The organism is Micromonospora sp. DT41 (genome assembly GCF_049841715.1).
Lineage (GTDB): Bacteria > Actinomycetota > Actinomycetes > Mycobacteriales > Micromonosporaceae > Micromonospora > Micromonospora profundi.
Genome location: NZ_JBNCKU010000001.1, coordinates 648,256 through 673,419 on the forward strand (window position 1 = coordinate 648,256; position 25,164 = coordinate 673,419).

The window sequence follows — 25,164 nt, forward strand, 5'->3', positions numbered from 1 at the left end:
AGGACCCAGAAAAATGATCGATGTCCGGCTGGCGGCCGTCAGCAAGCGCTTCGACAAGTCGCGCGACGCAGCGGCGGTCGACAACGTCACCATCACCATCGGAGCCGGCGAGTTCTTCACTCTCCTCGGACCGAGTGGATGCGGCAAGACCACGACCCTGAGGATGGTGGCGGGGTTCTACTTCCCGACTTCCGGGCACATCCATTTCGGCGACGACGACGTGACGCGCTGGTCGCCGAACAAGCGGGACACCGGCATGGTGTTCCAGAACTACGCGCTCTTCCCGCACATGTCGGTGGCGCAGAACGTCGCGTACGGGCTGAAGGTCCGTCGGGTCTCCCGCGAGGAGCGGACCCGCCGGATCGACGAGGCACTCGCCCAGGTGCACCTCACCGGGTACGGCGACAGGCGCATCGACGCGCTCTCCGGCGGCCAGCAGCAGCGGGTCGCGTTGGCCCGGGCGCTTGTCATCCGACCCCGCACCCTGCTGCTCGACGAGCCGCTGTCCAATCTCGACGCGAAGCTCCGCGAGGAGACGCGCACCGAGATCCGGCGGATCCACCGCGAGAGCGGCCTCACCAGCATCTACGTCACGCACGACCAGGCCGAGGCCATGTCGATGTCGGACCGCATCGCGGTCATGCAGTCCGGGCAGGTCCAGCAGGTCGGCGCTCCGCAGGAGATCTACTACCGGCCCGCGAACTCGTTCGTGGCCCGGTTCATCGGACGCAGCAACGTCCTGAGCCTTCCGGTGGTCGGCGCGTCGGAGACCCGGGTTCAGGTACGCCTCCCCGGTGGCGCGACGCTCGACGTCGGTGCCGCCTCGGGTCACGGCCTCACCGAGGGAGACACCGCGTTGGTGTCGGCCCGCCCGGAGCACATCACGCTCGCCGGCCCGGACGACGACGCGGCGCTGCGCGGCCGGATCACGCACGTCGAGTTCACCGGCATGGCTACCCACCTCAACGTCGACGTCGACGGCATCGACGTGATGGCAGCCGTGATCGACCCGCCGACCGGCATCAAACTCGACGACGTCGTGGGCCTGCGCCTCGTAGCCGAACGGCTCTGGGTGGTCCGGCCGTGACCGTTCGTTCCGAACCCACACCCGGCAGGCTGGCGGGGCTCGGCCAGCGCCTGGCCGGTGGCGCCACCTCACGGTGGTTCCCCTACCTGCTCGTTCTCCCCCTCGTCCTGGTGCTCTGGGGCTACGTCGTCCAACCGATGTTCGCCACCTTCGCCGAGAGCGTCAGCGCCGACGGCACGAAGAACTACCTCCAGTTCTTCACCTCCTCCGGGGTGGCCCGGCAGTCCCTGTTCACCTCGCTGTTCATCTCGGCGGCGAGCGTCCTGCTCTGCGGCATCGTCGGCGTCTCGATGGCCTTCCTGCTCAAGCGGTTCACCTTCCGCGGCCGGCGGCTCATGGAGGCGTTCATCCTGGTGCCGGCGGCCCTGCCACCGCTGATCGGCGCCGTGTCGTTCCAGCTGCTCTACAGCAACATCGGCATCCTGCCGCGCGGGTTGCAGGCGCTCTTCGGCACCGACCAGCCGGTCCTGGCGTTCGACGGGATCGCCGGCGTACTCGTGGTGCACACGTTCACCATGTACCCGTTCTTCTACCTGGCCGCCGCCGCAGCACTTGCCGGAATGGACCCGTCGGTCGAGGAGGCTGCGTACAACCTCGGCGCCAGCCGGTTGCGGGTCTGGCTGACCGTCATGCTGCCGATGCTCACCCCGGCGCTGGTCTCGGCGTCGCTGCTGGTCTTCATGACCTCGCTGGCGTCGTACACCGCGCCGCTGCTGTTCAACGTCAGCCAGACAATGACGATGCAGATCTACATCAACCGGACCAACGGCGACCTGCCGATGGCCTCCGCGTACGCCTCAGTGCTGGGCATCGTCTCCATCATCTTCCTGCTGGCGATGCGGTGGTACGAGGGCCGGCGCAGCTACCAGTCGCAGTCGAAGGGGATCTCCGCGAACCGGCGCGAGATCAACAATCCGATCGGCCGGTGGTTGGCCCCGTTCGCCTCGGTGCTGGCCACGATGATCCTGCTCGCCCCGGTCGCCACGATCGCGCTCGTCGCGTTCTCCGAGAACCGCACCTGGACCACGCAGGTGCTGCCGACGACGTACACCTTCGAGAACTTCGTCACGATCTTCACCGATCCCAAGGCGTTCCGGCCGATCCTCAACTCGGTACAGATGAGCCTTCTCGCCGTGGTCGGCTGCGTGGTGATCGGCGTGCTCATCGCGTACGCGGTGCGGCGGTTGCGGTTCGTCGGGCGCGGCCTGCTCGACGTGGCCGTGATGATCGCCTGGGCGCTGCCCGGAACTGTCGTCGCCATCAACCTGATCTCGGCGTTCAGCACCGGCAACGCGTTCAGCCTCGGGCAGGTCCTGGTCGGAACCTTCTGGATCCTGCCGCTTGCCTACTTCGTGCGGTTCCTGCCGATCGTGTTCCGGTCCAGCTCGGCGGCGCTGGCGCTCATCGACCCGTCACTGGAGGAAGCCGCCCGTAACCTCGGCGCCTCCTGGGTGCGGGCCTTCTACACCATCACCGTACGGCTGATGCTTCCCGGCGTGCTCGCCGGCGCACTGCTGGCGTTCGTGCACGGTGTCGGCGAGTTCGTCGCCTCGGTGCTGATCTACACCTCATCGACGGTGCCGATCTCGGTGGCCATCAACAACCGGATGTACTCGTTCGAACTCGGCACCGCCGCTGCCTACGGCATGCTCCAGGTGCTGCTCATCTTCGTGGTGATGTGGTTCTCCGGCCGGCTCGACAGCAGCCGTACCGCGAGCAGGAAGGCCGCACAGTGGACGAACTGATCGAACGCTGGCGTGCCGAGGGCGGGCTACTCCCGGTCACCCGGGTTCCCGGCCACGCGTTCGCCGCGGTCGTCGAGGCGGCGGACCTCGCGGTGCTGCCGGTCGGCGCCGTCGAGTGGCACGGCCCGCACCTACCGCTCGGCACCGACCTGCTCCTCGCCGAGGGGTTCGCCGGGGAACTGGCCACCGGGTCGGCCCGTGCCGTGCTCTTTCCCGCCGCACCGTACGCCGCATGCCCCGGCCAGACGCGACAGTGGCCGGGCACCGTGGCGCTGCGCCCCGAGATCGCCGTCGGATACCTCAGCGACGTGCTCGCCGGCATCGTCGAGGCGGGCTTCCCCCGGCTCCTCGTGGTCAACGGTCACGACGCCAACCTCTCCACAGTGCGTGCCGCGATGGAGTGGGTCTCCGGCCGGCACCTGGCGAGCCTGCTGCTCGCCAACTGGTTCCAGCTGGTCAGCCCGGACGAGACAGCCGGGATCTTCGGCCCTCTGCCGGCCCGGGGACACGGCGGAGCGTACGAGAGCTCGGCAGTGCTCGGCTTCGACCCGGCGGCGGTGCACCTGGCCGCCGCACCGGACCTGCCACCGAAGCCGAAGCTGACCACCCCCTACCCGTACGTGCTTGTGGAGTCGCGGCCCGACCCGTGGCAGGGCTGGTCGGGTCACGTCTCGCTGGCCACCGAGGCGGCCGGGCGAGAGATCCGCCAGCTGGCCGGCGCACGGCTGCGTGAGGTGATCGAGGCGTGGCTGGCCTCGCCGCTACCCGGTCCACCCGGGGCGGACCAGCCCGCCTCGTCCGACAAGACCGCCTGGTCCGACCGGTCCGGCGGCACCGGCCGGTCGGACCAGGCCATCGGATGACCCCGCTCGCCACCCGTACGACAACGCATCGCATTGGGAGACCTGGATGACGCCCGCACTGACCATCTATCAGCAGCACCACCTCCGCGTCGTGTTCGATCACCACGCCGCCCACCTGTATCCCGCGATGGTCAAGGCGAGCCAGGCCCACGTCGTCATGCTCGCCGAGCAGGGGCTGATCCCCGCCGACTCGGCAGCGATGATGCTGCGCGGGTTGCTCGTCCTCACCGAGGACCGGCCGGAGGAGTTCGACTACGACGGCAGCGTCGAGGACGTCTACTACACGCTGGAGAAGCGGCTCGCCGCCGCCTGTGGGGTCGAGGTGTCCCAGCTCAGCGTGCAGCTCGCCCGCAGCCGCAACGACCTCGACGCCGGTGTCTTCCGGATGGTCCTGCGCGATCAACTCCTCCAGGTGCTCGACGCGGTGCTGGCCGCAGGCCGGACCATCCTGGACCGCGCCGACCGGCACGCCGACGTGGTGATCACCGGCTACACCCACCGGCGCCCCGCCCAGCCGACGAGCATCGGGCACGTCTTCGCCGGCTACGCCGAGGCGCTTGTCGGCGAGGGGTTCGCCTACGCCGACCTGCTCGACGAGATGAACCGTTCACCCCTGGGCTCCTGCGCCTTCGCCGGCACCGACCTGGACATCTCGCCCCGCCGCCTGGCGGACCTGCTCGGCTTCGAACGGCTCATCATCAACTCGTACGAGGCGGTGGCCGGCGCCGACCACCTCGTCCGGGTCGCCACCCTCAACGCGCAGGCGCTCGCCACCGGCGCCCGGCTGGCCCGCACCCTGATGGACTGGCTGAGCTGGGGCTGGGTCGTCACGCCCGGCGAGTTCACCCAGGGCAGCAGCATCATGCCGCAGAAGCGCAACCCGGTCGTACTGGAGCACCTCGTCTCGATGGCCGGTGCCGCCGCCGCAGACGCCGTCAGCGTGCTCAACAACGTGGGCGCTGCCTGGTGGGAGGACTCCAACAACGCCACCACCGACGTACAGGCCCGGCTCTGGGACGGCGACGACCGGGCGTACCGGTTCTTCTCCCTGCTCGGCGGGCTGATCGCGGAACTGGACCCGCTGCGTCCGCCGGCCGGCGAGGAGATCGTCGCCTCGGGCGCCACCACGACCGCCGCTGCCGACGCGCTGGCCCGCCACGGCGTACCGTTCCGGGGCGCCCACTCGCTGCTCGGTCGGCTGGTGCGCAACGGCCCGCCCGCCACCTGGACCGAACAGGACGTCCGGTCGACCGCCGCCGACCTCGGCCTCGCCGAACTCGACGAGGCCGCGATCCGGGACCTGCTGGCCGCCGCGGTGCACCCGGAGTTCGTGCTCCGCCGGGCTCAGGCCGACGGTCCGGGCGAAGCGGCCGTACGCGAGCAGGTGGCGCAACTGCGAGCCATGATGACGGCGGTCGCGGCCCGTGTGGACGCGTTCCGGGACCGGCTGGTCCGTGCCGACGAGGCGTTGGCCGAGGCGGTCGCGGCGAGGGTGGCGCGGTGACGGGGCAACAGACACGGCACCGCGTGAACGATGATGTCGTGTCGCCGCGTTCGCGGCACGACGTGGACCGACGGCCCGAAGGGCGATCTGACATCACCATGGAACAATCGGCGAACCCGCGGCTGCTCGGCATCGATTTCGGCGGCACGAAAATGGCGATCGGGGTGGGCGACGCCGACGGTCGGCTGCTCGTCTCCGAGCGACTGCCCACCCACGCCCAGCATGGTGCGCAGCAGGCCCTCACCCGGGCTCTCGACCGGGCACGGGAACTCGCGGACCGCACCGGCGGCACGCTCGTGGCGGCCGGCATCGCCTCCCCCGGCGTGGTCCACGACGACAGCATCGACCTGGCGCCGAACGTACCCGGCTGGGAGCAACTGCGGCTGGCCGACGCGGTCCGCGACCACCTCGGGCTGACCTCCGTACGGGTGTCGAACGACCTCAACGCCGCCGCCTACGCGGAACTGCGCTTCGGGGCGCTGCAGGGAGTCGATCCCGGTCTGGTGATCGGGCTCGGCACCGGGGTGGCCGCGGCGGTGACGGTCGGCGGCGAGGTGATGCCCGGCTACCACGGCGCGGCCGGGGAGATCGCCTACGGCCTGACGGATCACAGCTGGCCAACGGGCCTGGAGCCGATGCTGGAGGCGACATTCTCCGGTCGCGCGTTGGACGAGCTGGCGCTGCGACTGGGGATGACCGGCCAGGCCGCCGCGCTCTGCACCGCTGCGGCGCAGCCCGGCCAGGCCCGCGACGAGTTGCGTCGGCGCGTCGACGAGTTGGCCCGCCAACTCGTCACCTGCTGTCTCCTGCTCGACCCGCAGCGGATCGTGCTTGTCGGCAGCGTCGCCGGCAACGAGGTCGTGCGGGAAATGCTCATCGAACGGCTCACCCACGCGTTGCCGTACCGGCCGGACATCGTCCTGTCCACATTCGCGCAGGACGCAGCGCTGCTCGGGTCGCTCGCCATGGCCATGTCGGCCCTGCCCGCGACCGTCTGAGCGCCGCCGTCGTTCCGCCTCGGTGTGCTCCCCGCCTCGGGGCGCTCCCTGCCGAGGTCTTCCCGGACGGCTGGTGCGACAGGCAACCACGATCCGGCGTTCCAAGGTTCCGGTCGATGTCGAGGCGGGTGTCCGTCAGCCGTCGGACACCCGCCCCCGAACGACGCGGTGGTCGCGTCTGGCCTGACGCCTGCCGCGGTCGCGATCCTCGGGCTCCGCGACAGCCGCCGGATCTCGTAGGCTCCGGAGGTGGAACGCACCGGAGAGCAGGTCATGACCCACATCTTGGACGCGGCGGAGAACGCCCCGCCGGTCGAGGCCGTCGAGGCGGTCACCCGGGAGATCGGCGCGGTGCTGGGAGCACGTAGCGTCGCGTTCCTGATCGCGGACCTCAGCGGCCGGGCGTTGGTCCGGTTGAACCACATGCCGCTCGCCGGCACCGGGGCGGGGCGCCAGGACGGCGACGAGATCGCCACGGTGCTGCCGTTCGACGGTGGCCCCGCCGAGCAGGCCCTGCGCACCCAGACGGTGCAGGTCGTCGCGCAGGCCGACGGGTGGACGGTGTTGGCACCGGTGACCGACCGCGGCGAAGCCATCGGCCTGCTGGAGATGATCCTGCCGACCGAGCCGGCGCAACGGGATCTGGATGAGATAGGCCGCACGGCGCACCTGTTGTCGTTCGTGGTGATCGCCAACCGCCGGCACACCGACCTGTTCGAGTGGGGGCAGCGCACCACCCCGTTCACCCTGTCCGCGGAAATCCAGCGCCGCCTGCTGCCCTCCGCGTTCACCTGTGAGGGCAGCTCGTTCACCCTGTCCGGCTGGCTCGAACCCGCCGCCAGCATCGGCGGCGACACCTTCGACTACAGCCTCGCCCGTGACGTCCTGCACTTCAGCGTCACCGACGCCATGGGCCATGGGGTGACCAGCGCGCTCACCGCCACCCTCGGCGTGGGCAGCCTGCGCAACACCCGCCGCCGAGCGATCGGCCTGGTGGAGCAGGCGCAGGCCGCGAATACCGCGGTGGCCGAGCACACGCCGGTCCCCGGCGGTTTCGTCACAGCGGTGCTCGGCCGTCTCGACCTGCGTACCGGCGTGTGCGCGTTGCTCAACGCCGGGCACGTGCCACCCATGCTGGTCCGCGACGGCACCACTCAGATGCTCCCGCTGCCGGGCAACTTCCCCCTTGGCATGTTCGCGGCAGCCGAATACGACGCGGGCGAGGTGACGTTGCTGCCGGGCGACCGGTTGGTGGTGGTCACCGATGGCGTCCGGGAGCGCAACGCGGCCAGCCTGGACCTACCGGCCATTCTGCGGTCGATCGTCGGTCTGCACCCCCGCGAGGCCGTCCGGGCGTTGGCCGACGCCGTGCTGGAGGTCAGCGGACCGACCCTGGCCGACGACGCCACCCTGCTCATCCTCGACTGGCACGGGGGGCACAGCGAGGACCGACGTACCAGTGCCGGCGCCGACCAGGGACGGGCCAGCACCGCCCTGTCCGACAACTAGGGGCCGGTGGGGTCGTCGCTGAGTGCCACCTTGGCCTCGGCCGCCTGCACGCTGTCATAGACATCGATGGCTCGGTTCATCGAGGTGATCGTCAGGACGCCCTGCACTGCCGGCTGCGGCGCGGCGAGGGACAACTGGCCGCCGACGTCCCGCAGCGCCTTGAACATCACCACCAGCGCGCCGAGCGCACTGGAATCCATGAACGCCACACCGGCGAGGTCCACCACCACCCGACGATCACCGGCGTCCATCAACTGTTGCAGGCCGTCGCGCAGCCGGGGGGACGTCGCCATGTCCAGCTCACCGTGCACTTCAAGCACCGTGCAGCCCCGGCCGGGCCGGGCCGACAACAGCAGATCCACAACCAACCTCCCCCACGCCGATGGCCCCGAATACCCTATTCGGCCGGCCGGCGAACCCCCTCGCCCACAACGGGTCGACGCGGCACGGAGGACCGTTTCACCTCGGCGCCTGCGGGTAGTGCTGAGCACGACCACAGCGCCCAACTCGGGTATGACAGAGTAGTCGGCTGTTGACGTGGAGGCCGGGAGGAGCTGCGCGATGCGGGTGAGCATGACGCTTTCGCTACCGCGTCAACCGGCCTCGGTGACCCGCGCCCGCCACGTGCTCAACACCCTGCTGAGCCTCACCGACGCCACCGAGGACTCCTGCGGTCAGCTCGCGGTGCTGATCAGTGAGGCCTGCGCCAACGCGGTGATCCACGCCGATGCCGACAGCACCGTCGACATCACCATCGTGATCGACGACGACGCCTGCCGGATCGAGATCGGCAACCGGGGCCGCACCCCGCTCGACGCTGGGCTCGACGCCGCGCTTCCCGCCCCGCTCACCGTCGGCGGCCGTGGTCTACCCCTGATCGCTGCCCTCGCCGACACGGCCACCTTCGTCGCCGGGCCACCGGGCCACGTGCTGCTCCGCATCACCAAAGACCTCCGCGACGTACGCGCGGCGACGCCCCGCAGGCAGCCATCGCCCTGCGGGGCGCCAGTCGACAACCCGTGACCCGAGGGCCGATCAGCCCGCTTTCACCACGATGAAGTAGCCGGTCTCGTCGGTGGTGGTGCCGTCGGCCTTGCGGCCCTTGACGACCAGGTAGAGCCCTGTCGCCTCGGTCGGCGTCCAGGTGATCGACGCACGGCCCTCCTCATCGGCGTCCACAGCGCCGGCAACCCCGCCGATCGTGTACTCGAACGACGTGATGCCGGCCGTGCCGCCGCTGAACTCGAAGCGGCCCTCGACGCCGACACCGCCACCAGCGGTGTCCCGGGGGTACGCCTCGGAGAAGACCTGCGGCGCGGTGCCAACCTGGAACAGGTACTCGGTGACCGGCGAGAGCCGACCGTCCGCCGTGCGACCCCGCACTGTGAGCGTGTTGGGCCCGTTGCGGTCCGGCACGACCCGGACCATCGTGTTCCAGCTGTCCCCGATGGGCGTGACCTGTTCCTGGCCGTCGTTGAGGCGGTAGAGGTACTCCACCACCTCGGGCTTCCATTCGGTGCTGAGCGCGAAGTCACCGGGGACACCGATGCCGCCCCGCGGGGACCACTCGTTGTACTGACTCCACACCGAGACCCGGGTGTCGCGGACAGGGACGGTCATCTCGCGCTCTGGCGACGTCGTCCCGTCCTGTGCGATCCCGGTGACCCGGGCCGAGAACCAGCCGTCCCACTGAGGTGTGAACGACACTGTCGCCGTGCCGTCCGGCCGCGCCGCGATGGTCTGGTATTCGCCGAAGTCCAGCGAGTAGCGGAACTCCCTGGTGTCGGGCAGCACCGAGCGGAACGTCAGCGTCATCGGCTGGGCGGCCGCGCCGCCGCCGGGCGGATCGGTAGTGATGACCGGCGCCTCGAACGGCCGCCAGGTGAAGCTCTTCGCGGGCGACCGGGTGCCGTCGGCCAGCAACGCCTCGACGATCAGCGTGTTGTCACCGGTGTGCACAGGCGTGACCGTGATCGACACGCTGGCTCCGTAGGAGGGCACGACGGTTTCCGGGCCACCGTCGAACCGGTAGGCGAAGCCTGTCACGTTCGGCAGTTGGCTGCTCAGGTAGAACTCCACAGGCAGGCCGACGCCGTCGATCCGGGTCAGGTATTCGAGCGTCGGCGCGTACGCGCTCGGCACCGGGTCGAGGACGCTGAACTGGTAGTAGGCCTCCATCGACTTCGAGCCGTCCGCCTTCACCGACCACACGATCAGCATGTGCCATCCGGCGGTCGCCGTCCACGGCAGTACGGCGGTGTCGTCCGCCGCCGCCGTAACGGTCTGCGCGGCCCCGTTGTCCAGGACGTACTCGTAGGCGACGACGTCGGCGTTGCGCGGCTTGAACGTGAACGAGCCGCTCTTGCCGGCGATCGGCTCGTTGTCGAAGTTGAACTCGGCGGACTCGACCTGCGGGGAGTCCGTGACCGGGATCCGCAGGGTGTCCTGCCCGATCAGCTTGTTCTTCACGTAGCTGCTGACGACGATCGCGACCTCGCCGACCTCGGTGAAGGTGAACTGGTCGGTGGCTTTCCCGTCGACGGCCGGCACCCGGATCTGCGGGCCACCGTTGACCTGGTAGCCGAAGGCTGTCGTCTCGGGCTTGCGCGCGGTCAGGGTGATCGTGCTCGGCAGCCCTACCCCGCCCACTTCGACCTCCGCGCTCGGCGCGGTGTCGGCCACCCAGAACTGGTACGCCTTCTCCGGCCCCCGGTTGCCGGCCGCGTCGACCGAGTGGACGTAGAGGGTTTCGATCCACGCACGCTTCGGGGTGTATTCGATGACAGCCGTCCGGCCGGGCTGCCGGGCCTTCACGCTGCCGGAGTTGCCACCGCTGTCACGCCATCCGAAGGCGACCACGTCCTGATCATCGCCGGCGGCGACGCGGAACCTGCCCGTCACGCCGGCGCCACCGCCCTGGATGTTGCCCTCGGGGTAGAGCTTCGAGGTGACCATTGGCGGGTTCGCCGGTGGCGCCTTGTCCATGATCACGTAACAGGTCTTGCTCCACGGCCCCGCGTCGTAGTAGTCACTGGCGCGGGCCTGCCAGGCGAGCAGCTGACCGTCGGCGTACTGGCTCAGGTCCGTGCCGTAGTAGCTGTAGAACTCACGTCGCTGGTCCGGCTGGTCGACCGGCCAGATCGCGTAGAGGACTGTCGCGTAGTCGCCCTCGTCGGGATCGTTGGCGGTGGCCTTGAACATCGTCGTCGCGGCGGCCGGTGACGGTTTGGTCAACGTGCCGCACGGTCGTTTCGGAGATTCGAGGTGCAGGTCGGACACGGTCGGCGGGTGGTTCGAGGTGGAACTCAGCGTCGGCAGCTGGAAGGTGCGGCCGGCGCGCGAATCGGCCTCCTGGGCGGCCGTGATCCGGTATTCGACCGTGATCGACTTTTCGTTACGGCCGAGCGCGGCGTTCAGCGTCTCGACCATGTCGAAGCCCAGGTAGCCGGGGCAGTAGTAGGAGCCCTGCCCCCGACCGGCGGAAATCAGCTTTTCCAACTCCGCCGGTGGGTTGTTCCAGGTCGTCCCGGCCTTGACCGGGGCAGTCCGCCACACCTCGATCGTCACTGCCGTGGAGCAGTCGGTGACCGCGTCCTCGTACGTGTAGAGGTACGAGTTGTGCACGACAGTGCCCTTGAGCTGGGTCAGGTCGTAGGTGAAGTAGGAGCGGTAGGTGTGCGGCCTGTTCGCATCGTCGACAAGCGTGCCGACCGGCGGCGCGACCGGCGGGTTGACGAACTTCGACGTCGGGCTCTGCGAATCGAGATAGGCCCAGCTCGCCAGCGGCAGATTGGCAAAGTCGGCCGCGAGGGCCGGCTGGCCGGTGGCCAGGACGACTGCCGCAACACCGACAGCGGTCGCCAGCGTGGCTGCTCCGATGCGTTTCATGTGGACTTGTTCCTCCCCCGTGACGGCACCTCGATCGATGCGATGCCGGCCAGGTCATGGTATCGACGGGAGCCGCAACTGGATGTCCCGTGGAACCGCCGTGGAGGAAAACCCAATCGTCGTGACCAGATTGTGGGCTAGCTGTGGGCGGGCGTCTCGGCCGACTCGCGGGCCGGGGTCTCCGTGGCGAACGGGGTACGCAGGCGGGTCATCGAATCCGCGCTGATGTCCGCTTCCGGACTGCGCTCGTCGTCGGTGACCTGTTCCCCCTCGACGCTGAAGGGATTCAGGGCGGACGTCATATCGGTCACGAGGAACTCCAGAAAAATGTGCACGGCAGCGCTCGACTCAGTCATCGGCAACTGGGGAACCGTGGGGACGCAGCGGGGCCGGGCCGGCGATGGGCCATCGATGCCCCGCGCTCACAGCCTAGCGGTCGGCGGCATTCGGGTGACCGCGAGGTGGCGGGGCCAGGTTTGCGTGACTCGGGCTGCCGGGCGCGGCCGGCACCGCTACGGTCGAAAACGGCCCCCTGAACGGGGACGGCCGAGGTGGGACGAGCGCATGGGGTGACGATGACGGTGCAGATCGATCTTTCCGGCAGGACCGCGCTGGTCACCGGCTCGACCCAGGGAATCGGCGCCGCCATCACCGCCGGCCTGGCCCGCGCCGGCGCCCGGGTGGCCGTCAACGGCCGTACCGCCGCCGGGGTCGAGCGTGCCGCCGCGACGTTGCGCGACCAGGTCCCCGGCGCCGACGTGGTGGAGGTCGACGCGGACGTGTCGACCGATGCGGGTACGGCCCGCACGCTCGACCTTCTGCCAAGCGTCGACATTCTGGTCAACAGTCTCGGCATCTTCGGCCCCAGCCCGGCCCTGGAGATCCCGGACGACGAATGGCGTCGCTACTTCGAGGTGAACGTGCTGGCCGGTGTCCGGCTGACCCGCGCCTACCTGCCCGGGATGATGGAACGCGGTTGGGGGCGGGTGCAGTACGTGGCAAGCGACTCGGCGGTCGCCATCCCCGCCGAGATGATCCATTATGGCGTCTCGAAGACGGCTCTGCTCGGCGTCTCGCGCGGGTTCGCGAAGGCCGCCGCCGGCACCGGCGTGACCGTCAACTCGGTGCTCGCCGGGCCGACCCACACCGGCGGTGTCGAGGATTTCGTCGCCGACCTCATGGGCGACAACCTGCCGTGGGAGCAGGCGCAGCGGGAGTTCATGCGCCTGCACCGGCCGCAGTCGTTGCTTCAGCGGCTCATCGAGCCCGAGGAGATCGCCAACATGGTCACCTACCTCGCGTCTCCGCTCGCCTCCGCGACGACCGGCGCCGCGGTCCGGGTCGACGGCGGATACGTCGACGCGATCCTTCCGTGACGGTTGGCTCAGAACTGGACGACGTGGCCCGTGCGGGGCGGCGTACGACCCGCGAGGACGTCGAGCCAGGCGTCCCGCAGCGCCTCGGGGCCGTCGCCGACCTGCACGTCGAGCCACCCGTTGAGCATCGGGGCGAAGCGTTGCCAGGCGGCGGTGAACCGCTCGTCGAGCCCGTCGCGACCCCAGTCCTGGCTGCGTTTGCGCATCTGCACCGGCGCGAAGAAGACCTCCCCGGCGGCGTCGGCGTTTGGTGTCTGGTTGGTGAGCCCGACAGCGATGTCCCGCACGAGCCGGTCGCCGAGGTGCCCGCGTAGGGCGGCGCGGGTCGCCGGCGCACCGGACAGGTCGAGGTAGGCGGTCTCGACGACGTCGAGGGCGTCGATGTCGTCGTAGGAGAGGACCTCGTCATAGCAGCCGAGCGACCGCGTGAACGTGAGGTTGCCGGGCGAGGTGAGCCCGACCAGGCGGGGGCCACGGCCGTGCAGTTCGAAGGCTGCCGCGTACGCCGTCTTGCTCGACGCCGACGACAGCACCAGCGACCGCACACCGTAGAAGTCGTTGTCGATGACCTGGTCGGCAAGCATGAACGAGGTGAAGAACAGCGGCCGGAACAGGATCAGCAGGTCCTCCTGCTCCGGCTGGTACGCGGGGTCGCCGGTGGTCGACCGGTACGCGTTGTACGGCGAGGGCAGCCCGGCCCGGTGCGCGCTGGCGTCGCGGAAACCGCTCGCGTCCACCCGGTCGGGGCGTACCACCAGGTGGCCCGCTGGAGGCAGGTAGCCGTAGACGCGCGTGCCGACCTCGACACCTTCCACTGCGGACGCGATGACCTCGGCGAAGCCCCACAGCGGGGGCAACCCCCACTGGCCGTCGAGCCCTCGGGGCTCGGGCGGAAAGAACTGCCAGTAGCGCATCGCGTCGCCGAGCACCGCGTAGGTCACGTTGTTGGCGGTGAGACCGACGCGGTCGACGCGCAGCAGCGCTTCGCCGTCGGTCGGGGTGGGCGCTGCGCTGTCGACGAGGGTGGTCCGGCCCAGGTCGGTGCGGGCCACGGCGAATGTCCACGAGTCGGCCATGCTGTGACGCTAGACAGCCCTCGATCCGTAGACAAGTGCACTGCGAGTGCAAAATCCCACTCGGCTCGCGGGTCAACCCTGCGGCACGCCGAGGCGGCTGAGGTGCGCGAGCGGCAGGTGCGGTGGCCGCCACTCCAGGAACATGGCCGTGGCGTCGTCGTCGAGCTGATCGTCCTGGTACGCGAGGACGGCACGCACCAGGCGGCGCATCGTCTCGGGGCTGGGCAGCCCGTCGTTGAGGGCACGGCCGACGAAGTCGACGAGCCGGTCCAGGCCGAACCGCTCCCCCTCGGCGCTCTTCGCATCGGTGATGCCGTCGGTGTAGGCGAGGATCCGGTCGCCCGGGTGCAGCTCCTCCTGGTGCACCCGTGGGGTGCCTGCCGACAGGTACCCCAGGCCGAGCGGCAGGGCGGTCGGCCCCGGCAGCTCCCGGATGGCCTTGCCGTCGCGCAGCAGCATGGCCCCCGGGTGACCCGCGTTGATGATTCTGAGTTGGCCGGTGCGGCGGTCCAGTTCGGCAAGCAGCGCGGTAGCGAAGGAGCCGGGGTGCTCGGAGTGCACCCACCGGTCGATGCTTTTCGCCGTGTCGGCCAGGTCGAGGCCGGACCGGCGGGCATTGCGGTACGCGCTGACCACGAGCGACGCGAGGGTGCTCGCCTTGATGCCGTGGCCGCAGGTGTCGAACAGCCCGACGCTGAGCACGTCACCGTTCAACGCGTAGTCGAAGATGTCCCCGCCGACGTCGTAGCACGGTTCGAGGATTGCGGTGATCACCAGCTCGTCGGTGGCGAAGGTCAACGGCGGCAGCAGCCCCCACACGATCTCGGCGGCAACCTGCATCGGCAGGCGGCGCCGCATCCGCTCGACGACATCGCCGTAGAGCCTGCGGTTCACGAGGACCTGGGCGATGTTCACCGCCAGCTCCCAGGCGGGCGCGTCCATCGCCGCGTCACCGGCGTCCGGCGACACGACCTCCAGGACCCCCAGCCGTTCGCAGCCGAGCAGCAGGGGCACCCAGAGGCGGTCGGGGGTCTCGGCGGCACGCTGCACGTCGAGGCTTGTGAACGCGCGGCCGGCAAGCGTCGTCTCGATCGTCAGCTCGTCCCGGACGAGACCCGCGCCCAGCAGCGGCACGAGGATGGACTGGGTGTAGTCGGCCAGGTAGATCACGACCTCGGTCGCGCCGATGGCCGGCGCTGCGCGGGTGACGAGCAGAGACAACTCGTCGGGCCCGCCCCGGGGTGCGTTGAGCTGTAGCCAACGCGCTGCTTGGCCCGCGTCGACCACGCTCCACCTCCCCGTGTCCCCACCACCGTAGAAGCCCGGTGACGAACCTGCCAGTGGCGCCCGGCGCCAGGTCGATCCGACCGTGGGCACCGGTGCGACACGCTACGGTGCGGGCGTGGCGCCGGCGCACCCGGCCGGTCGAGGTGTGCTGCGGCGAGCAGCTCGGGATGCTCGACCGACAGCTCACGCTCGACCCGGTCGGCGCGCCTGGCTAGTGCTGGTGCGGTCGGTTGCGCACGAGAGTGAGCGCGAGAACGGCGGTGACGAGGAAGACGACGCCGTTGATCCACAAGCCGGCCTGGACTCCGGAGGTCAGGGCCTCGGCGAGCGCGGCCCGTACCGGATCGGGCAGTGGTTGGCCGTCGGTGGCGCCGGTGGCCGCGGCTGCCTGCACCGCGACCCGGGTGGGCGCGTCGACCTGGTGGGCGGCGAGCCGCTCGGGCAGGTCGGACAGCATCGTGGTGGTGAGCAGCGTGCCGAGCAGGGACGAGCCGAGCACCGAGCCGACCTGGCGGGCGGCGTTGACGGCGCCGGAGGCCATGCCCGCCTGCGCGGGCGCGACGCTCGCCAGTGCCGCTGCGGTCGCCGGAGCCACCACCAGGGCGCAGGCCGCGCCGAACAGCGCGAGCAGCGGCCACCGCTGGTCGAACGGGGTGGTCGGGCCCTGGGTGGCGAGGCCGAAGCTGGCCAGTGCCCCGAGGACGAGACCGGCGGTGAGAGGTGCCTTGAACCCGGTACGGCGGATCAGCCGCCCCGCGCCGAAGGCCACGACCGCGTAGACACCGAAGAGCGCGAGCATCCGCCAGCCGGTGTCCAGCGGGCTGAGGGCCTGCGCACGCTCCTGGAACAGGACGAGCAGGATCGCCACGCCGGTGAAGCCGAACAGCGACACCGCGGCGACGACCATGACGGCGCTGAACGACTTCGAGCGGAACAGCCGCACGTCGAGCATCGGTGCGCTGGTGCGCAGCTCGACGAGCACGAACGCGATCAGCGCGGCGGCCGAGGCAGCCCAGGCCAACGTCACCACCAGGCTGGTGTAGCCGTCCCGGCCGCCCCGAATCATGGCGTAGACGGCGGCGGCGATGGCGACGGTGCCGAGCAGCAGGCCGGGTACGTCGAGGCGGCCCGCGCTCGGCTGGGACTCGGCCACTCCGATCGCGGCGACGACGAGGGTGACAAGGCCCAGCACGATCGTGGACACGTAGACGCTGTGCCACGAGTGGTGCCGCAACAGCGCCCCGGCGATCAGCGGGCCGACCGCGAGACCGATGCCGGAGGCCGCCGACCAGGCGGTGATGACCTCGGTACGGCGGTGCGGGTCGGTGAAGGTGGCACCCAGGATCGCCAGGCTGTTCGGCAGGATCAGGGCACCACCGAGACCCGCGACCAACTGCCCGACGATCACCCAGGTCACTGTTGGCGAACTCACCACCACGGCACCGCCGGCGATCATGGCGATGACTCCCGCGTTGAACATGCGCCGACGCCCGTACCGGTTGCCCAGAGTGGCGGCGGACAGCACCACGCTCGCCACGACCAGTGTGTACGCGCTGGGAATCCAGATCAATGTGGTGGCGTCGACCCGGAGATCGCGCTGGATGGTGGTCAGGGCCGACACGGTGGCGGTGATCTGGAGGAAGGTGATCATCGCGCCCAGACACGTGGCGAGAAGCGTCGCGGCGGGAGAGCCGCGAAGGGCTGATCGGGCGGTGGCAGCCGGTCTGGGTGCTGCGGTGTTGGTGGCCATTGGCGTCCTCACGGTGTGCGTCCGGCTGACTTGCTTCTGCTGAAGCCAGCAGCGATCCAGTGAAGCACCTGGGTTGCCCTAATGCAAGTCAGGTAGGCTTGGCGCATGGAGGACCTACGGGACGACCGCGACTCCTGGTCGAATACGAACTGCTCGGTGGCCCGCGCGATGGACATCGTGGGCAGCAGGTCGACGCTTCTGATCATGCGTGACGCTCTGCTCGGTACGCGCCGTTTCGACGACTTCGTCCGCCGGGTCGGGATCGGTGAGCCCGCCATCGCGTCCCGACTGAAGGAGATGGTCGCCGCCGGCCTGCTCGAACGGATCCCCTACCGGGAGCCGGGGCAGCGCACACGTCACGAATACCAGCTCACCACCAAGGGGCGCGAACTGCTGCCGGTCATCACCGCGCTGCGCAACTGGGGCGACGCCTGGGCCGCCGACGACGCAGGCCCTCCGATCGTCGCCCGCCACCACGACTGCGGCGAGCCCGTGCGGGCTGTGCTCCGCTGCTCGGCCGGTCACGACGTCGACAGCGGCGACATCGACATCACCGCCGGCCCGGGCCTGATCCGCCGCGACTGACACCGGATGCTGCCGAGCCTGCCGAATGGCGGGCCGAGGTTGCATCGGCACCCTTCGACTGTGAAGATGTCTTCGTAATTAATGATTAGTTGATATCGCCGCCCACGGTCAGGGGGTCAGGCCATGCGCCGACTCAAAGGGAAGAATGCGCTGGTCACCGGAGCTATGGGCGGGATCGGCGCGGCAATCGCCCGGCGGTTGGCCGCCGAGGGAGCCGCCGTCGCACTGCTCGACGTGACCGACCCACGCCCACTGGCCGCCGAGTTGACAGCACGCGGCGACCGGGCGCTTTCCGTAGTGGGTGACGTCAGTGTGGACGCCGACTGGGCGACAGCCGTGGCCGCCGTCCGGGCCGACCTCGGCCCGGTGGACATCCTGATCAGCACCGCCTACGCGGTGCAGGTCGCCCCGGCCCACGAGACCAGCCGGCAGTCCTGGGACCACCAGCTCGGCGTCAGCCTCACCGGCTCCTTCCTGGGCGTCCGCGCCTGCCTCGACGACCTGCGGGAACGGTCCGGAGCGGTGGTGCTGATCTCGTCGGTGCACGCCCTGGTGGGGCTTCCCGGCCGTCCCGCGTACGCGGCGGCCAAGGGCGGCCTGGTCGCGCTCGGCCGCCAGCTCGCCGTGGAGTACGGCCCGCGGGTGCGCGTAAACACAGTGCTGCCCGGCCCGATCTTCACCGCCGCCTGGGCAGACGTGTCCGAACAGGACCGTCAGCGAAGCGTCGAGGAGACCGTCGCGAAACGGTTCGGCACACCCGAAGAGGTGGCCGCGACGGTGGCTTTCCTCGCCTCACCGGACGCCGCCTACGTCACCGGAGCGAGCCTTGTGGTGGACGGTGGCTGGACAGCGGTGAAAACCTCGGCCTGAAAGATCGAACCCGACACCAGCGAAGAGGCCGGAAGACCATTGGCACAGTATGCAAGTCGCGGCGTCCACGGACAGACCGTCGAGGCCATCGCCCGCCGCATCCTCACCGGTGAGATCGCCGCCGGGTCGACATTGAACATCGCCGCCCTGCAGGAGGAGTTCGACGTCAGCCTGACGGCGCTGCGCGAGGCGCTGAAGGTCCTCTCGGCCAAGGGAATCGTCGACGCCCGGCAGAAGCGCGGCACGTTCGTCCGGCCACGAGCCGACTGGAACCTGCTCGACGGTGACGTGATCCGCTGGCAGTTCGCCGAGGGCCCGCACCAGACACTGCTCGACCAACTGCACGAGGTCCGCGCCATCATCGAGCCGGCCGCCGCGCGGCTGGCAGCCCGCCGGCGCACCGACAACGACATCGCCGCACTGGACCGGGCACTGGCCGAGATGGCCGAGGCGGGGGGCGATCCCACGGCCGCCGTCGCCGCCGACCTCTCCTTCCACCGCAAGCTGCTCGCCGCGACCCACAACGAGCTGCTGGAACGCATGGAGGTGGTGATGGAGACGGGCCTGGCCGAACGGGATCGGCTCGTGCACGGCACCGCCGCCCACGACGACCCGGTGCCGAGCCACCGCGCCGTTGTCGACGCGCTACGCGCCCGGGACGAGACAGCGGCCGAGGCCGCCATGCGTGAGTTGCTGGACAAGGCCGTCCGCGACGTCGAAAAGGCACGGGGGCGAAGGGGCAGTCAGTGAAGATCGAGCGGATCGAGACCTTTCTGGTCGCGCCACGGTGGTTGTTCTGCCGGGTGGAGACCGACGACGGGCTCGTCGGGTGGGGTGAGCCGGTCGTCGAGGGGCGCGCCGAGGTGGTACGCAGCGCCGTCGAGGTGCTCTCCGAATATCTGATCGGCGAGGATCCACTTCGGATCGAGCAGCACTGGCAGGTGCTCAGCAAGGGCGGCTTCTATCGCGGCGGCCCGATCCTCTCCAGCGCTGTCGCCGGCCTCGACCAGGCACTGTGGGACATCGCCGGCCAGGCGTACGGGGCACCGGTGCACGCGCTGCTCGGTGGGCCGGTGCGCAACCAGGTACGGATCTACTCGTGGATCGGTGGAGACGAGCCCGACGAGGTGGCCGATGCCGCCGCCGCGCAGGTCGCCGCCGGTCTCACAGGCGTCAAGATGAACGCCTGCGGTCGACTCTCCCCCATCCCCACCTCCGCCGAGGTGGACGCGGTGGTCGGCCGGGTCGCCGCCGCCCGCGAGGTGCTCGGCCCCGACCGGGACATCGCCATCGACTTTCACGGCCGGGCAGGGCTGGCCGCAGTCCGCCGGATCCTGCCCGAGCTTGCCGCACTGCGCCCGATCTTCGTGGAGGAGCCCGTCCTGCCCGACCAGGCCCACCACCTGCGGGACATCGTCGCCGGAACCCCGATCCCGGTGGCCACCGGCGAACGCCTCTACGGCCGCTCCGAATTCCTCGGCCCGTTGCAGGCCGGGGTCGCCGTGGTGCAGCCGGACCTGTCGCACGCCGGCGGGATCTCCGAGGTCCGCCGGATCGCCGCGCTGGCCGAGACGTACGGCGCGCTGCTCGCCCCGCACTGCCCGCTCGGGCCGATCTCGCTGGCGGCGAGCCTCCAGGTGGCCTTCGCGACGCCGAACTTCCTGATCCAGGAACAGAGCATCGGCATCCACTACAACGTCGACTCGGAGCTGCTGGACTACGTGGTCGACAAGGAACCCTTCCGGTTCGTGGACGGGCACATCGCCCGCTTCGACCGGCCCGGCCTGGGCATCACTGTTGACGAGGCGGCGGTCCGCGAGGCCGCGCGTACACCGCATGCCTGGCGCAACCCGGTCTGGCAGCACCGCGACGGGTCGTTCGCCGAATGGTGACCGACCTGCTCACCTTCGGCGAGACGATGGCGGCCTTCCGCACGACCGGGCCGTTGCGGCTGGGCGGCACCGCCGGGATCTCCGTCGCCGGGTCCGAGTCGACAGTGGCGATCGGGCTGGCCCGGCTCGGCCACCACGCGGCGTGGGTCGGGGTCACCGGCGCGGACGAGCCCGGCGAACTGGTCCGCCGCACGCTACGCGCCGAAGGCGTCGACCTGACCTGGGCCCGTGTCGACCCGGCGGCCCCCACCGGGCTGATCCTCTTCGAGGCCCGGGTCGCCGACATCAACCGGGTCACGTATCACCGCACCGGGTCCGCCGGGTCCCGGCTGCGCCCCGCCGACGTCACTCCCGCGTTCGACACGCGACCGCCCCGACTGCTGCACGTCACAGGCATCACCTGCGCGCTCGGCGCGGAGCCGTACGACGCGGTGGTGACGGCGGTACGGCTCGCGCGCGCGACGGGCAGCACCGTCTGCCTGGACGTCAACCACCGCAGCCGGCTCTGGTCGGTCGGCGAGGCTGCCGCCACGCTGCGACCGCTGCTGCCCTCGATCGACCTGGTCGTCGCCTCCGACGAGGAGCTTGCCATCCTCACCGACGCCGCCAACCCGGTCGCGTCGCTGCGCGCGGCCGGCGTGACCGAGGTCGTCGTGAAGCACGGCGCCGACGGGGCCACCAGCCACAGCGCCGCCGGCACCGTGCACCGGCCGGCCCGGCAGGTTCCGGTGGTGGACACCGTGGGGGCCGGCGACGCCTTCGTGGCCGGGCTACTCTCCGGCTGGCTGGATGGCGACGACGTACCGGAGCGGCTGGACCGGGCGGTCACCACCGGCGCGTTCGCGGTCGCCACCCGGGGCGACTGGGAGGGCCTGCCCGACCGGGCGGAGCTGGCGCTACTCGACCACGGGCCGGGCGGCACGGTTCGCTGACCGGCGGGCGGCCGACCTCGACCGCCGGAGATCGTTGGAGGAGCACGATGGAGCTGACCGAACCGACCGTCTGGGCCCCCGACCGTTTGGAGCTGGGCGAAGGGCTGCGCTGGGTCGATGACCGGCTGGTGCTTGTCGACCTGCTCGCCGGTCGACTGCTGGAGACCGACGGCGACCGCCCCGGCCGGCTGCGGGAGCTGCGCCGCCTGGACGTTCCGCTCGGCGCGGTAGCCCCGCTGACCGGCCGACCCGGCGACTGGCTGGCCGCCGCCGGCACCGGCGTCACGGTGCTGCCCGCCACCGGCGACCCCCTACCCGTCGCCGACCTGGTCGCCGACGCGCCCGAGCCGACCCGGATGAACGACGCGGTCGCCGACCCGCACGGCCGTTTCTGGGCTGGCAGCATGACGTACGCGGGACTGCCCGGCCAGGGCACCCTCTACCTGCTCGCCCCCGGCTCGGCGCCGGAACCCGCTGTGACCGGGCTGAGCATCCCGAACGGCCCGGCCTTCGACGCGGCCGGCACCACCATGTACCTGGCCGACTCGCCGCGCGGCGAGGTCGACCGGTTCACAGTCGACAGGGCCACCGGCGCCCTGCACGGGCGGGAGCCGTTCCTGCGACTCGCCGACTCCGACGGTTCCCCGGACGGGATGACAGTCGACGCGGCAGGCCACCTCTGGGTCGCGCTGTGGGGAGGCTCGGCGGTACGCCGTTACCGACCCGACGGGACGCTGGACCGCCACATCCAGCTCCCCGCCCGCCAGCCGGCCGGCATCTGCCTGGGCGGCCCCGACCTGCGCCGGCTCTTCATCGGGACCGCCCGGCTCGGGCTCACCGAGCCAGGCGCCACGGACGGTGCGCTGCTCGCGGTCGACGTCGAGGTCCCCGGCCTGCCCACCGCGACCGCCACCTGCTGATCCGGCCCCGCCGCTCCGGTGCCGAGCAGCAGGGAAGCGGCCCTTCCTGTTGCCGGCGCCGGTTGAGGGTCGAATGAGGCGGCCACGGCCACGCATACCGGACGCCACGGCGGGAACAGCACCATGCGGGTTCGCGCCGGTGCGAAGCCGGACCGGCAGGGGGCTGGACGATGCGGGCAGCGGGGCGAACGTCGTGAACGGGCCGGTGGGCGACGAGCCGCTCGGCGAGCTGGAGCTGGTGCACACCTTCACCGGCCCGATGCCGACCGGTGTGAGCGTCTCGCACCAGGGCAGGATCTTCGTCAACTTCCCCAAGTGGGGCGACGAGGTGCCGGCCACAGTCGTCGAGCTGCGCGACGGCAGTGAGGTGCCCTACCCCGACCAGCCGTGGAACGACCCGTCCGGCGACGACGACGCGGGCGCGTTCGTCTCGGTGCAGAGCATCGTGGTGGACCCGGCCGACCGGCTCTGGGTCCTCGACACCGGCAGCCCGATGTTCCAGCCCACGAAGCCCGGAGGGCCGAAGCTCGTCCGAGTCGACCTGGACACCGACACGGTCGCCCAGGTGATCACCTTCCCGCCGGACGTGGCGCTGCCGACGACGTACCTCAACGACGTCCGCTTCGACCTGCGGCGCGGGGAGTCGGGGGTCGCCTACATCACCGACTCGGCGTCCGACGGGCCGAACGGGATCATCGTGGTGGACCTGGCCATTGGGGCGTCCTGGCGGCGGCTGCACGACCACCCGTCCACCAAGGCGGAGCCGCTGACGACGTTCCGTCCGGTGGTCGAGGGCCGACCGTTCCTCGAACGGCCGGCGGAGGGGCCGCCGAAGCCCGTGACGATGGGCTCCGACGGCATCGCCATTTCGGCCGACGGCACCCGGTTGTACTACTGCCCGCTGGCATCCCGCCGCTGGTACAGCGTGTCCACCGAGGCACTTGCCGACCCGTCGGTCACCCAGGAGGCGGTCGCGGCCACGGTTGTCGACGAGGGCGACAAGGGCACCGCGTCGGACGGGCTGGAATCTGACGACGCGGGTCGTCTCTACCTCACCTCGTACGAGCACAACGCGGTGCTGCGCCGACTGCCCGACGGCGAGTACGAGACCCTGGTCCACGACCCGCGGCTGCTCTGGCCGGACACCATGTCGGTGGCAGTCGACGGCTACCTGTACGTCACCGCCAACCAGTTGCACCGCCAGGCGCAGTACCAGCGTGGGCAGGACCTGCGACGCCGCCCGTACGCGCTGTTCCGCACCCGGATCGACGCCGGCCCGGTGGTGCTGCGCCGCTGACGGGGCTCGCCTCGCGCCGCCGGTCGGTGCGGGCACGGCCGGGAGGCATGGCTGGGCGGCCGGCGGGTAGCCCGTCGGATGGCCGACTGGGGCAAGGTGTTCATCCCGGACACCCCGGTGTTGGAGATCCTGGTACGGGGCAGCGTCATGTACCTCGCCCTGTTCACGCTCCTGCGGGTCATCCTCAAGCGGGAGAGCGGCACCACAGGCGTCACCGACCTGCTTGTGATCGTGCTGCTCGCCGACGCCGCGCAGAACGGCATGTCCGGCGGCTACAACTCGATCACCGACGGGTTGCTGCTGGTCGGGGTGATCATCGGTTGGTCGTACCTGTTGAACGCCGTCGCGTACCGCTGGCAGGCCGCCGCACGGCTGATCCGGCCCAGCTCGCTGGTGCTTGTCCGCGACGGGGAGGTCATGCGGGAGAACATGCGCCGCGAACTGATCACCAACGAGGAGCTGCACACCCTGTTACGCCAGCAGGGCGTCTCCGACCTGGCGGACGTCCGCGAGGTGCGGATGGAGCCCGACGGTCGGTTCAGCGTCACCACCCGTACGCCCGGTCGGCCCCGCAACAGGCGCAACGCGGGCGGCTTCGGCTGACGGCCGGGCGCCGTATGCCCGATGGCGCGGCTGAGGCGCGCAGCCCGCCGCCGGCCTCAGCTGGTCGGCAGGTTGCGGTCCAGCAGGTCGAACAGGGCGACCCAGTGCCGTTCGGTGGCCTGCTCGTCGTACGCCGGTGTGTCGGACATGGTGTATCCGTGGTGGGCGCCCTCGTACAACTCCGAGCGGTAGCGCACACCCGCGGCGTCGAGCGCCTCCTCCAGAGTGGCGATCTGCTCGGGCGTCATCGACTGGTCGTTGTCCGCGTGCCCGAAGTACACCTCGCCGGTGATCGAGCCGACGCCCAGGTGAGGGCTGTCCGGCTCGTCGAGGACGATCCGCCCTGCGTGGAAGCTCGCCGTCGCGACGATCCGGTCCGGATGCGCCTCGATGGCCAGCAGCGCGTTCGTACCGCCCATGCAGTAGCCGGTGATCGCGACGGGGCCGGGGCGGACGTCGTCGCGAGCCGCAAGGAAATCGAGGTACGCGGCGGTGTCCCGGCTGATCACGTCGGCGGTCAGCGCGCGGATCAGCGGGACGACCTTCTCGAAGATCGCGCTGCGCTGGTCGGCGTCGCCGATTCGGGACAGGTCGACAAGTGGTGCCCGGCCAGCCCGGTAGAGCAGGTTGGGCGTCAGCACCAGGTAGCCGCGGGCGGCGATCCGTTCCGCCATCTCCACGAGGCGCGGGCGCGGGCCGAAGGCGTCCATGAAGAGCAGCACCGCCGGGAACGGGCCGTCCCCGTCCGGCCGGGTCAGAGAGGCGTCCGCCACTCCGTCGCTTGTCGGGATGTCCACCGTCGTCGTCTGCACCGGGCCTCCTCGTAATCCGATCTTGGTCCGTCCGAAACGGTACTCGCCTGGACGGCGTGCCCGACACCGGTCCGCCAGCCAGTGGCGCCGGTCCCTCCAGCTTTGCCGCCACGCGGCTCCGGACCGTCTCCAGGCGGCTCAGTTTCCTGCACACGGTCGGGCGCGTGAAC

General features: G+C 70.6%; 24 protein-coding genes. 17 read left to right on the top strand and 7 right to left on the bottom strand.

What is annotated here, in order from left to right:
* Positions 1-13: 13 nt before the first annotated feature.
* The 6 genes from ACLQ23_RS03015 to ACLQ23_RS03040 all read left to right on the top strand — a co-directional run bounded on the left by ACLQ23_RS03015 (position 14) and on the right by ACLQ23_RS03040 (position 7,706).
* Positions 14-1,087, top strand: coding sequence for an ABC transporter ATP-binding protein (locus ACLQ23_RS03015; protein ID WP_355592821.1), 1,074 nt, complete (start codon positions 14-16; stop codon positions 1,085-1,087).
* Positions 1,084-2,832, top strand: coding sequence for an ABC transporter permease (locus ACLQ23_RS03020; protein ID WP_355592823.1), 1,749 nt, complete (start codon positions 1,084-1,086; stop codon positions 2,830-2,832). Before ACLQ23_RS03015 ends, ACLQ23_RS03020 begins: the two co-directional genes overlap by 4 nt.
* Positions 2,820-3,695, top strand: a complete 876-nt coding sequence (locus ACLQ23_RS03025) for a creatininase family protein (RefSeq protein ID WP_425880311.1) — start codon at positions 2,820-2,822, stop codon at positions 3,693-3,695. Before ACLQ23_RS03020 ends, ACLQ23_RS03025 begins: the two co-directional genes overlap by 13 nt.
* Before the next feature lie 46 nt (positions 3,696-3,741).
* Positions 3,742-5,199 carry an argininosuccinate lyase gene (locus ACLQ23_RS03030; RefSeq protein ID WP_425880312.1) on the top strand — a complete coding sequence of 486 codons (1,458 nt, stop codon included), beginning with the start codon at positions 3,742-3,744 and terminating at the stop codon, positions 5,197-5,199.
* Positions 5,200-5,297: 98 nt separating this feature from the next.
* The gene (locus ACLQ23_RS03035; RefSeq protein ID WP_355592829.1) at positions 5,298-6,197 is read left to right on the top strand and encodes an ROK family protein; all 900 of its coding nucleotides are present in this window, start codon (positions 5,298-5,300) and stop codon (positions 6,195-6,197) included.
* Between the two features lie 249 nt (positions 6,198-6,446).
* A complete protein-coding gene (locus ACLQ23_RS03040) occupies positions 6,447-7,706 on the top strand; it encodes a PP2C family protein-serine/threonine phosphatase (RefSeq protein WP_425880313.1) in 1,260 nt (419 codons plus the stop codon).
* On the opposite strand, the gene ACLQ23_RS03045 is transcribed toward ACLQ23_RS03040, so the two are convergent.
* On the bottom strand, positions 7,703-8,068 hold the full coding sequence (locus tag ACLQ23_RS03045; protein ID WP_425880314.1) for an STAS domain-containing protein: 366 nt from the start codon (positions 8,066-8,068) through the stop codon (positions 7,703-7,705). The two genes, ACLQ23_RS03040 and ACLQ23_RS03045, sit on opposite strands and share 4 nt — an antisense overlap.
* A 211-nt stretch (positions 8,069-8,279) precedes the next feature.
* Between ACLQ23_RS03045 and ACLQ23_RS03050 the strand changes: the two genes are divergently transcribed.
* A complete protein-coding gene (locus tag ACLQ23_RS03050; RefSeq protein ID WP_355592867.1) occupies positions 8,280-8,729 on the top strand; it encodes an ATP-binding protein in 450 nt (149 codons plus the stop codon).
* 12 nt (positions 8,730-8,741) lie between these two features.
* Here the strand turns inward: ACLQ23_RS03050 and ACLQ23_RS03055 are convergent, their stop codons facing one another.
* Positions 8,742-11,594, bottom strand: coding sequence for a hypothetical protein (locus tag ACLQ23_RS03055; protein WP_425880315.1), 2,853 nt, complete (start codon positions 11,592-11,594; stop codon positions 8,742-8,744).
* A 137-nt stretch (positions 11,595-11,731) separates the two neighbouring features.
* Complete coding sequence (locus ACLQ23_RS03060) at positions 11,732-11,950, bottom strand: hypothetical protein (protein ID WP_425880316.1); 219 nt, start codon at positions 11,948-11,950, stop codon at positions 11,732-11,734.
* Between the two features lie 219 nt (positions 11,951-12,169).
* Between ACLQ23_RS03060 and ACLQ23_RS03065 the strand changes: the two genes are divergently transcribed.
* Positions 12,170-12,970 (top strand): SDR family NAD(P)-dependent oxidoreductase, encoded by an 801-nt coding sequence (locus tag ACLQ23_RS03065; protein ID WP_355588407.1) that lies wholly within the window; start codon positions 12,170-12,172, stop codon positions 12,968-12,970.
* 8 nt (positions 12,971-12,978) lie between these two features.
* Here the strand turns inward: ACLQ23_RS03065 and ACLQ23_RS03070 are convergent, their stop codons facing one another.
* Positions 12,979-14,046, bottom strand: a complete 1,068-nt coding sequence (locus tag ACLQ23_RS03070) for a DUF2855 family protein (RefSeq protein ID WP_355588405.1) — start codon at positions 14,044-14,046, stop codon at positions 12,979-12,981.
* 72 nt (positions 14,047-14,118) lie between these two features.
* Positions 14,119-15,333: a PP2C family protein-serine/threonine phosphatase gene (locus ACLQ23_RS03075; protein ID WP_355588403.1), complete on the bottom strand. Its 1,215-nt coding sequence runs from the start codon at positions 15,331-15,333 to the stop codon at positions 14,119-14,121.
* Between the two features lie 92 nt (positions 15,334-15,425).
* Here ACLQ23_RS03075 and ACLQ23_RS03080 point away from each other — a divergent pair, with 92 nt between their 5' ends.
* Positions 15,426-15,548 carry a hypothetical protein gene (locus tag ACLQ23_RS03080; protein ID WP_355588401.1) on the top strand — a complete coding sequence of 41 codons (123 nt, stop codon included), beginning with the start codon at positions 15,426-15,428 and terminating at the stop codon, positions 15,546-15,548.
* Here ACLQ23_RS03080 and ACLQ23_RS03085 read toward each other — a convergent pair.
* Positions 15,545-17,083 carry an MFS transporter gene (locus ACLQ23_RS03085; RefSeq protein ID WP_425734672.1) on the bottom strand — a complete coding sequence of 513 codons (1,539 nt, stop codon included), beginning with the start codon at positions 17,081-17,083 and terminating at the stop codon, positions 15,545-15,547. The two genes, ACLQ23_RS03080 and ACLQ23_RS03085, sit on opposite strands and share 4 nt — an antisense overlap.
* A gap of 105 nt (positions 17,084-17,188) precedes the next feature.
* Here ACLQ23_RS03085 and ACLQ23_RS03090 point away from each other — a divergent pair, with 105 nt between their 5' ends.
* The 8 genes from ACLQ23_RS03090 to ACLQ23_RS03125 all read left to right on the top strand — a co-directional run bounded on the left by ACLQ23_RS03090 (position 17,189) and on the right by ACLQ23_RS03125 (position 24,182).
* Positions 17,189-17,668 (top strand): winged helix-turn-helix transcriptional regulator, encoded by a 480-nt coding sequence (locus ACLQ23_RS03090; protein ID WP_355630787.1) that lies wholly within the window; start codon positions 17,189-17,191, stop codon positions 17,666-17,668.
* 123 nt (positions 17,669-17,791) lie between these two features.
* A complete protein-coding gene (locus ACLQ23_RS03095) occupies positions 17,792-18,538 on the top strand; it encodes an SDR family NAD(P)-dependent oxidoreductase (protein ID WP_355588395.1) in 747 nt (248 codons plus the stop codon).
* Between the two features lie 39 nt (positions 18,539-18,577).
* Positions 18,578-19,288, top strand: a complete 711-nt coding sequence (locus tag ACLQ23_RS03100; RefSeq protein WP_355588393.1) for a FadR/GntR family transcriptional regulator — start codon at positions 18,578-18,580, stop codon at positions 19,286-19,288.
* Positions 19,285-20,430 carry a galactonate dehydratase gene (gene dgoD, locus ACLQ23_RS03105; protein ID WP_355630784.1) on the top strand — a complete coding sequence of 382 codons (1,146 nt, stop codon included), beginning with the start codon at positions 19,285-19,287 and terminating at the stop codon, positions 20,428-20,430. The genes ACLQ23_RS03100 and dgoD overlap by 4 nt, the downstream gene beginning before the upstream one ends.
* Entirely contained in the window at positions 20,424-21,362 is a 939-nt protein-coding gene (locus ACLQ23_RS03110) for a sugar kinase (RefSeq protein WP_425734671.1), read from the top strand. Before dgoD ends, ACLQ23_RS03110 begins: the two co-directional genes overlap by 7 nt.
* 47 nt (positions 21,363-21,409) lie before the next feature.
* Entirely contained in the window at positions 21,410-22,282 is an 873-nt protein-coding gene (locus ACLQ23_RS03115; RefSeq protein ID WP_355630781.1) for an SMP-30/gluconolactonase/LRE family protein, read from the top strand.
* Between the two features lie 139 nt (positions 22,283-22,421).
* Entirely contained in the window at positions 22,422-23,579 is a 1,158-nt protein-coding gene (locus tag ACLQ23_RS03120; protein WP_425880317.1) for an L-dopachrome tautomerase-related protein, read from the top strand.
* A gap of 78 nt (positions 23,580-23,657) precedes the next feature.
* Positions 23,658-24,182 carry a DUF421 domain-containing protein gene (locus tag ACLQ23_RS03125; protein ID WP_355588385.1) on the top strand — a complete coding sequence of 175 codons (525 nt, stop codon included), beginning with the start codon at positions 23,658-23,660 and terminating at the stop codon, positions 24,180-24,182.
* A 56-nt stretch (positions 24,183-24,238) separates the two neighbouring features.
* Here the strand turns inward: ACLQ23_RS03125 and ACLQ23_RS03130 are convergent, their stop codons facing one another.
* Positions 24,239-24,994: a dienelactone hydrolase family protein gene (locus ACLQ23_RS03130; RefSeq protein ID WP_355588383.1), complete on the bottom strand. Its 756-nt coding sequence runs from the start codon at positions 24,992-24,994 to the stop codon at positions 24,239-24,241.
* Between the last annotated feature and the right edge of the window lie 170 nt (positions 24,995-25,164).